General features: G+C 45.3%; 7 protein-coding genes and 1 pseudogene. 5 read left to right on the top strand and 3 right to left on the bottom strand.

What is annotated here, in order from left to right:
• The first annotated feature begins 522 nt into the window (after positions 1–522).
• From LDL18_RS07865 to LDL18_RS07850, 4 genes are read left to right on the top strand one after another with little or no spacing between them, the layout of a single operon-like run.
• Positions 523–2,553: an FUSC family protein gene (locus LDL18_RS07865; RefSeq protein ID WP_296508447.1), complete on the top strand. Its 2,031-nt coding sequence runs from the start codon at positions 523–525 to the stop codon at positions 2,551–2,553.
• On the top strand, positions 2,550–2,783 hold the full coding sequence (locus LDL18_RS07860; protein WP_011241212.1) for a DUF1656 domain-containing protein: 234 nt from the start codon (positions 2,550–2,552) through the stop codon (positions 2,781–2,783). The genes LDL18_RS07865 and LDL18_RS07860 overlap by 4 nt, the downstream gene beginning before the upstream one ends.
• An 8-nt stretch (positions 2,784–2,791) precedes the next feature.
• Positions 2,792–3,889, top strand: coding sequence for an HlyD family secretion protein (locus tag LDL18_RS07855; protein WP_296508443.1), 1,098 nt, complete (start codon positions 2,792–2,794; stop codon positions 3,887–3,889).
• Positions 3,886–5,589 carry a TolC family protein gene (locus tag LDL18_RS07850; protein ID WP_011241210.1) on the top strand — a complete coding sequence of 568 codons (1,704 nt, stop codon included), beginning with the start codon at positions 3,886–3,888 and terminating at the stop codon, positions 5,587–5,589. The genes LDL18_RS07855 and LDL18_RS07850 overlap by 4 nt, the downstream gene beginning before the upstream one ends.
• A 126-nt stretch (positions 5,590–5,715) precedes the next feature.
• On the opposite strand, the gene LDL18_RS07845 is transcribed toward LDL18_RS07850, so the two are convergent.
• Positions 5,716–6,621: a diacylglycerol kinase family protein gene (locus LDL18_RS07845; protein ID WP_296508439.1), complete on the bottom strand. Its 906-nt coding sequence runs from the start codon at positions 6,619–6,621 to the stop codon at positions 5,716–5,718.
• Between the two features lie 242 nt (positions 6,622–6,863).
• Positions 6,864–7,289 carry a JAB domain-containing protein gene (locus LDL18_RS07840; protein WP_296508437.1) on the bottom strand — a complete coding sequence of 142 codons (426 nt, stop codon included), beginning with the start codon at positions 7,287–7,289 and terminating at the stop codon, positions 6,864–6,866.
• 159 nt (positions 7,290–7,448) lie between these two features.
• Here LDL18_RS07840 and LDL18_RS07835 point away from each other — a divergent pair, with 159 nt between their 5' ends.
• On the top strand, positions 7,449–8,039 hold the full coding sequence (locus tag LDL18_RS07835; protein WP_296508435.1) for a thiamine phosphate synthase: 591 nt from the start codon (positions 7,449–7,451) through the stop codon (positions 8,037–8,039).
• Between the two features lie 103 nt (positions 8,040–8,142).
• On the opposite strand, the pseudogene LDL18_RS07830 reads toward LDL18_RS07835, so the two are convergent.
• Positions 8,143–8,473: pseudogene (locus tag LDL18_RS07830) on the bottom strand (ATP-dependent chaperone ClpB); the annotation flags it as partial.

Genomic DNA, 8,473 nt, shown 5'->3' with positions numbered 1-8,473 from the left:
TAAAACAGGGAAAGATGATTGGGGCATTTTATGTGGAACAGCAATTATTGCTATTGATAAGCCGTCTTTCATAAAAGTTTTATTTATTCAATAAATTAAAATAAAATAATTATTTTATAATTTATTATATAATTTTTATTCTCTCTATTTTTTTGTAAATTATCAATCGAAAATATCACAAGGATGGTTTCAATAAATTTCACCATCCTAAATCGCCCTAATTTTAGGGATTTTGAGCGTTTCTTTTCAAAAAAGACCTATCAAACACAATTTTTTAAGCCCTACAACGCTTTCCTGCCACTAAATTTAAGTGACTGTATAAAACCACTGGATTAAAGGGGGGGGAGAGGACTAGGAAGATTTTTATTCCCTATTTTTTTACAAATAGGCATAAAACGCTTTTCTTAACAGGTGATGTCTGCCCGATTATGTATGATATGACCGTTTTACACTATAAACATTGCACAAGGGTAAAAGACAGGCCACTGCGCCTATCAACCCTTGCTATGATAGGCGACTGCGATGCTGTTTAATTTACGGCAGGCAGCTTTTGCGCTTAACTGTTATATAGCTGCAATGCTCGGCCTCTATGTCTCTATGCGGATTGGGCTTGAACGTCCTTTCTGGGCGATGACGACTGTCTATATCGTCAGTCATCCACTTACGGGGGCTATACGTTCTAAATCATTTTATCGCGTCATTGGTTCCTTCCTTGGCGCTACTTTTGTTCTGGCCGTTGTGCCAAAATTTGATAATGCCCCGCTTTTTCTCTGTATGATTTTGGGGTTGTGGGCGTCTTTTTGTATTTTTATTGTGGTGCTTGACCGCTCACCGCGCTCTTACATCTTCTTTCTTGGTATCGTTACGGCCTCTGTTATTGGCTTTCTTAGCGTAGAAAACCCTATCAATGTTTTCCATATAGCCTCTCTTCGACTTCAGGAAATCTGCTTTGGGGTTGTGTCTGCAGGCTTTGTCCATTCCGTTCTTTTTCCCCATTCCGTCAGTAATCTTTTATCGCGTCAATTGGATCAGATTCTTCATGATTGCGAACGCTGGGCTAACCATGCCTTGGCCGGAGATATGACGGATATTGATGCGAAAGACCGCCAGAATCTGACTGTTGACCTTACCAATGTTCATTTTCTTGGGACACATATTCCCTATGATACGGCGGGATTGCGGCCAACCCGTATGGCATTGGCTGCGGTTCAGGATCAGATTATTCTTTTGATGCCTGTTATCGCCGCTATGGAAGATCGGACAAGGGAAATTGACGATGCCGGCGGCATGTCAGAAGAGATTACCGCCTATGTCGAATCTGTTCGGCAATGGGTTGCCGATCCCCCCGTTGATGATGCGGCAGAAGCCAGTCGTTTGATTGCGCGCGGCAATGCTTTGGGTGAAAAACTAAAGGTTGAAAATTGGCGCGAATTGCTCGAACTGAACATGATCGGGCGACTGCGTCATTTGATCGAAGCCTTGCAATCGACCCGTTTGCTGGTCGAAGCCGTCAGCCATCCAGAAGATCATCCTCCCGCCATGATTGCCGCTTTAAGTAGCGCCCATCGCGTTCGTTCAATGCATCGCGACTATGGTATGGCGGCTTTAACCGCTTTGACATTGTTTATGGTCATTATGGCTTCATCCATTTTCTGGATTATGACCAGTTGGCCAAATGGTTCAACAGGTTGCCTTTTGGCAGCTATGTCGTTCGGTCTGTCTGCTCAGGCAGGTGACCCTGTTAAACAACAGGGGCATTATCTCCTCGGGGCTGTCATCGGGGTGATTGTCGCCGGTTTTTATGTATTTGCCATCATGACACAAATTCACGAATTTGAATTGGTCATGCTGACAATGTTCCCTGTGCTGTTCATTATCGGCTATCTCACTGCTGATCAGAACTACCTGCCGATTGTCCGACCTTTTATGGTTGTCTTTAACCTAACAATGGCAATCCATCCGGCTTATTCTGCCGATTTCGAGCTTTATTTTAACAATGGTTTGGCCATTATTACCGGCTGCGGCATCTCCCTTGTCGGTTTCAAAGTAATGCGCGTCATCGGTGCCGATGTGATGGTCAGAAGGCTTCTGCAATCTGGATGGCGTGATCTTTCGGCAACCTTAAGACGACCGGGCGCGCCCGATATCGTCGATTGGTCAAGCCGTATGCTCGATCGTATCGGTCTTATGGCGCCGCGTGTTTCAGCAACAGGGACAGATCAGAATGTTATCCGCGATGATGGTATTCGCGATTTGCGTATCGGTATCTGTATGCTGCGCTTGCGACAACTGGCTGCCCGTGTTGATGAAAATGTCCGTCATCAAATATCCACCTTGGCGCAAGCCATCGCTGGTTATTATGACGAATTGTCACGGTCACCGAACGCCGAATCTTCGGATACCATTTTGATAGATATTGATCGCGTTATTGATAGCTTTGTGGATCTACATAATTCAATCGATCGCCGCGAAGGGCTGACCGCCTTAGTCAGCTTACGTCGCAATATGTTTCCTGATGCACCAGGGTTCATAAAACAACGGAGTCCGGCATGATAACGGGAGAATTTGATATTGTGGGTGTTTATATGCACCCACTTGTCGTAGGCGCCGCTATTGCGATCATGATTACTCAGCTTCTTACTTTGTTGCTCAGTAAACTAAATCTTTATCGTTTCGTCTGGCATCGCGGTTTATTTGATACCGCAATGCTGATCGTTGTTTGGGGTATAATTACCGGCTATATTGCTGTGGCTGGTAACCCTATGGCTTTTTTTCGCTTGTAGGGGGAGGCATGGATCGGAGATCCGTCCTACGCGTTCTTGTAACGCTGTTTGTCGTTTTAGTGGCCGTTTGGGTCAGCCTGCGAATGTGGTTCTACTATGAACGTGAACCATGGACACGCGATGGTCGTGTGCAGGTCGATGTTGAAAATGTGACGCCCGATGTTTCCGGTTTGGTCACGGATGTCCTTGTCCGTGAAAACCAATATGTGACAGCAGGAACGCCACTCTTTATCGTTGATCGGGTTCGTTTCCGTTTGGCATTGGAAGCCGCAGAGGCCGAAGTTGCCAATGTCGCCTCCCGTCTTGAACAGGCCGAACGTGAAAACCGGCGTAACATCCGGCTTGGCGATTTGGTCTCGACCGAAATTCTGGAACAAGGCGCTTCCAAGGTCGATGAGCTAGCCGCTGAACTCGAAAGAGCCAAAGCCAATCTCAATACGGCTCGCGTTAATGTGGTTCGTTCGGTTGTTCGCGCCTCTGTTGATGGCTGGATCACGAACTTCTCCCTTCGTCCCGGTAACTATGCTACATCAGGCAAGCCTGAATTCGCGCTTTTGGATCGCCATTCTTTGCGCGTTGTCGGTTACTTTGAAGAAACCAAATTACCGCGTATCCGTGTCGGCGATAAAGTCTCCATTCGCCTGATGGGTGAAAAGAAAATCATCGAAGGCCATGTGGATTCACTAGCTCGCGGTATCGCTGACCGTGAACTTAATCCGACCTCGTCTCTGATGGCTAACGTCAACCCAACCTTTACATGGGTTCGTTTGCCGCAACGTATCCCTGTCCGTATTGCTATCGACCGTGTGCCGGAAGGTATCCGTTTGGTCGCAGGTAGAACGGCGACGGTCTCCGTTCACTATAACTCGCATATTCGGCCTATTTTGCCGCCTTCTATTACAGGTGGTGTGCCTGAAGTGTTAGAAGACAGAACTGTCTCCGACAGTGTGGTCAAGACGCTTGAAAATAATGCGACTGAAACGGTTACCAACATTTCGGAGACTAAGGTAACGGTAGATCCAAAAACGGCACAAACGCAGGCTCCCAGCCGTCAGGTAACCACTGTCCAAAAGACAGTGAAAAAAACTGAGGAGCATGCAAGGTGAAATTGCGGCGGCTATCATCACTGCTGACAGTAACCGTCTTGGCGTCACTGACAGCCGGATGTATTCTGGGGCCTAAATACAAGCGTTCACAAAATGCGGCTATTGAACGTCCGACAGCCAAAGGCAATTTTGTCAGTAGCCAGAATAAAGCGCTGACAAGAATGCCGGATTTGCCGGATCATTGGTGGCATCTTTATGACGAGCCTCAATTAGATAAGCTCATAGAAGAAGCCTTTGCTCATAATAATGATCTGAAGGTGGCGGCCGCCGATATTACGCGTTCAACGGCGGCCTTGGCACGGGCGCGTGATGCTAAACGCATCGGCACCAATCTGAACACATGGGCAAATTATATCGAATTTTCGGATCAACGATATTTGGTCAATAGCGTTAATCGACCGCATATCCCCGATGCCTTTGCTACTTCTTTAGATGCTATTATCTCTTATCAGGTTGACTATCTCGGTCAGCTGCATCGCGCTATTGAAGCCGCGAATGCTGATGAAGAAGCCGTCCGTTCTGCCTATGATATGGCACGCGTTACGGTAGCCGCGAATACGGCACAGGCCTATGTCGAGGTTTGTGCCACGGGTCATGATATTGCGATTACCAAAGAGCTGATTGCTCTTGCTGAACGTTCAACCGCATTGATTGCCCGTATGCGCTCCGAAGGACGCGCTATGACCACGGATGTCAGACGGCAGATGGCACAGGAAGCCCAAATCAAGGCTGCCTTGCCGCAACAAGTTGCTAGAAAACAGGTCGCTCTTTTCAGTCTTGCCGTCTTAACCGGTCGTCCACCGGCAGAATTTCCGGCAGAAGTCGCGAATTGCGAAGAAGAGCCGATTTTGCGTCAACCCATACCGGTTGGTGATGGTGAAAGCCTGCTTAATCGTCGTCCCGATATTCGCAGTGCTGAATATCGTTTAAGATCAGCAACGGCTGAAATTGGCGTCGCGATGGGTGAAATGTGGCCTAAAATTACTCTAGGCGCTACCGCAGGCTCGACCGGTATGGCCAGCCATATGTTCGGTGGTCATACCAGAGAATTTAACTTGGGGCCGGGTCTTAGCTGGCAGGTGCCTAACCGAAATCGGGCGCGCGCTGAAATTTTGGCGGCCAAATCTGAAACCCGTATTGCTGCGGCTCAATTTGATCAGACTGTTTTAAACGCTCTGAAAGAAACCGAAGCCGCTCTTACAACCTATACTCATGATCTTGATCATCGGGCAGAGGTCGCCTTAGCCCGTGATCGCGCTGCGGCAGCGGATAAAGACATCCATCGCCTTTTCTCTCTTGGTCGTATCAATGCGCTACCGGTTCTCGATGCTGACCGGACGCTGTTACAATATGAGCAGCAGCTCGTCTCTTCTGATGGCAAGATTTCAGATGATCAGATCAGAATTTTCTTGGCATTAGGTGGCGGTTGGTCACGGGATAAAGCCGAGATCGAACGCGAACAGAAAACGGGTACGGCACCGTCGCCTAGAATCGTCAAAGCGAAGGGTATCATCCAGCAAATTGGTGATATTACAGGTATTCGTGCTGAAATTGGCAAGGGTGGTGACTTATCTCACGAGAAAGATGCTCATACCAATAACAGCAACAAAGCACCGGAACCGGTTCAGCCCCCGAAACCTCTGACCAATACGCAAGGGGTTCTCAATGAAGAGGGCGAATTGGAAAGGCCAAAAGAATAATCATTATTCTTTCAGCTTATTTCGCCTAACAACAAAGAAAGCCTGCCATTTTCATGGCAGGCTTTCTTTTATCGATAATACTCTATTCGAAAACTGATAGGATTTTTTGACCTAAATAGAATAAGATCACGCAGGAATGGCGACTTTCAAAGCCTTGGTTGAAATTTCTATCGTCGCAGGGGTGCATCCTTTTGCATCACCATCGCTTTGTATTGGAATCCTTGGGTTCGCCTCAATCTTTACTTTTTCAGTATTCACAATCTTGATATGCTTACAATCAGCAATCTTCCCGATAAAAAAAGCGGCAATTGCGTAAAGATAGTTCATTTTGCTAGGTGACTGAAATAACAGGATAGAAAAGGCCTTTTCTGTCTGTTTTGACCAAGGCAGCAATCTATAATTTCCGGCATATAAGGCGCCTTTTGAAATAATGACAGCTGTTGCCTTTTCTGTTGCTTGTCCCTCTATTGATACCGACATTTCATAAAAGGGATATTGCCAGAGAGAGCGTATCGTCTGGAGCAAATAGGCTGTTTTACCGATCATCCGCTTTAATCGAGATGAAATATGGTGAACAATATGGGCATCTATGCCGATGCCAATCATTTGAATTGAAAGACTTCGTTTCCTGTCATTAAAAAGATAAGCAGGCCAAATCTTTACCCAATGCCCTTTGATAATATCGGCAGCATTTTGAATCTCATTAAAAGCTATGGATAACTCATGGGCAAAGACATTGGCTGTCCCAATAGGAAGCACGCCAAGAACAGCTTCTGAACCGATCACACCCTCTGCCACTTCCGCAATCGTGCCATCACCACCAGCAGCGACAATATAGGTATATTCTCCAGAATCCGCTAATCCTCTCGCTAATTCAGTCGCATGGCCTTGGAAGCGGGTTTTCTCTATCAGGACTTCACAGCCTGCCTTTTCGAGATAATTAACAAAACGCTGCACGGAATGATGCCGTCTTTTCCCTGCGGTGGGATTAACAATAACAGCAATCCGTTGATTAACCATTGATGACGTCACTCCGTTTTGACGGTTTCAATAACGCCCAGTTTTTCTTATCAAAAGCAATTTTTATCATTTTTTTGAATATAACTCTGATGGATTATCTATTTCCTACAAAAGTTAAATTTTAAGATTATCGAGAGGCCTTACTAAAAGGCTTTAATCCATCATGCTATCCAGAATAAAAAATGCAAAAAGCTGCTCACTATTTTCTTAAAAATAGTGATTTTATTTTAAATAAGATCACAAATTATCTCTGCTTATAAAAGACCTATGCTATGAAAGCTCTGGCATTTTTTATTCGCAAAAATAAGATGATCCAATAATTTTATACCGGCCATACGCGTTACAAGGGCTAATCTTTTTGTTGTATCCCTATCCATATAGCTAGGCGTAGGGTCACCACTTGGGTGATTATGAGCCAGAATAAGACTATCAGCACTCAAAATAATGGCATGTCTCAAAATATTCCGGATGTCCAAATAGGATGCCAGGCAGTCGCCGACATTTTCTCCGATAACAGCAAGAATATTACCTTCGGCGGTCAGATAAGCGATATAAATCTGCTCAATATCCAACCCAACGAAGCGCCACTTAAACAAATCGATCGCATCATCAAGGCACCGGACGCATCCTTGATAACGCTTCATAATATGCCGATCGTCAATGGCAAATGAAAGTTTCATAATGTCTAATTTATTGGTCTTCTTAAAAAATTTGCTAGTAGGATACTATCCATTTTGGAAATCTTTTTAACAAAATGACGAAAGATAATGTTTTTTATTTTTAAACGCTGCATTTATGCAGCATTTTTTGCTTCATAATGGATTTTTTCGGAACCTAGGATGAATGATAAATTAAAAAATACATGGCCACGGCTATGGCTTATGACAGACGAACGGTTGGGTGATGGTCTGCTAGATGCCGTAAAGAAACTACCGCGAGGTAGCGGCATTGTATTTCGTCATTATCGCTTACCCTTCAAAATTCGAAAAGATTTGTTCCAAAAAATTCAACGCATAGCCAAGAAAAGAAAACTGGTTTTATTTCTGGCTGGCTCGGCTCGTCTTGCTGCTGCATGGAAAGCTGATGGTGTCCACGGCTATTTTTCCAGCCAGAGAACGGCACGTCCCTTACTCCGCAGTCAGGCTGTCCATAACAGGCGCGATAGCATTCTGTGTCGCAAGGTTGATTTCGTCTTTTTATCTCCCCTTTTTTCAACCCGTTCTCATCTAGGAAAACCATTTTTGGGACGTATAAAATTTCTTCAGCTTAAACGTTCAATTCGACAAAAAGTCTTTGCCTTAGGGGGAATTAACGCCAAAACTATTCGGGCTTTACCTTCATGTGATGGTTTTTCGGGTATTGATATCTGGCAAGATGACCAATTTCGCCATCATCGCTTATGGTCTTTTTGGGCGAAGCAGCAACGCTAATATTCTGCCCTTGTTATCCAGATTACTTTCTAAAAACCCGAAGACTTTCTGTATAAAAAACGAAAACAGCCCCTCCTCAAAAAGAAAGGGCTGTTTTTTTATTTTAGGCTGATACTGAATCTTCAGTTTTAAAGATCAGATGGCTATCGCCTTCATCGACATTGACCGTCTGACCATCACGAATAGTGCCTTTCAACAAATCTTCAGCCAAAGGATCCTGAAGATATTTCTGAACAGCACGACGTAACGGACGCGCACCATAGACCGGATCATAACCGACCCGTCCTAACCAAGTCCGTGCCTTGTCGCTCAATTTCAAAGTGATCTTCCGATCCGCCAGCAAGCGGCAAAGATGCTGAACCTGAATATCGACAATCGGGCCCATATGGCTCTGACCCAAACGGTGGAACAGGATGATTTCATCAAGCCGGTTC

This window comes from Zymomonas sp., from assembly GCF_020216885.1.
Classification (GTDB): Bacteria; Pseudomonadota; Alphaproteobacteria; order Sphingomonadales; family Sphingomonadaceae; genus Zymomonas.
This window is presented reverse-complemented; position numbering and strand designations above follow the sequence as displayed.

Coding starts and splice junctions, on each gene's coding strand:
- LDL18_RS07865 (WP_296508447.1), top strand. CDS start 523: ATGCTGTTTAATTTACGGCAGGCAGCTTTTGCGCTTAACTGTTATATA.
- LDL18_RS07860 (WP_011241212.1), top strand. CDS start 2,550: ATGATAACGGGAGAATTTGATATTGTGGGTGTTTATATGCACCCACTT.
- LDL18_RS07855 (WP_296508443.1), top strand. CDS start 2,792: ATGGATCGGAGATCCGTCCTACGCGTTCTTGTAACGCTGTTTGTCGTT.
- LDL18_RS07840 (WP_296508437.1), bottom strand. CDS start 7,289: ATGAAACTTTCATTTGCCATTGACGATCGGCATATTATGAAGCGTTAT.
- LDL18_RS07835 (WP_296508435.1), top strand. CDS start 7,449: ATGAATGATAAATTAAAAAATACATGGCCACGGCTATGGCTTATGACA.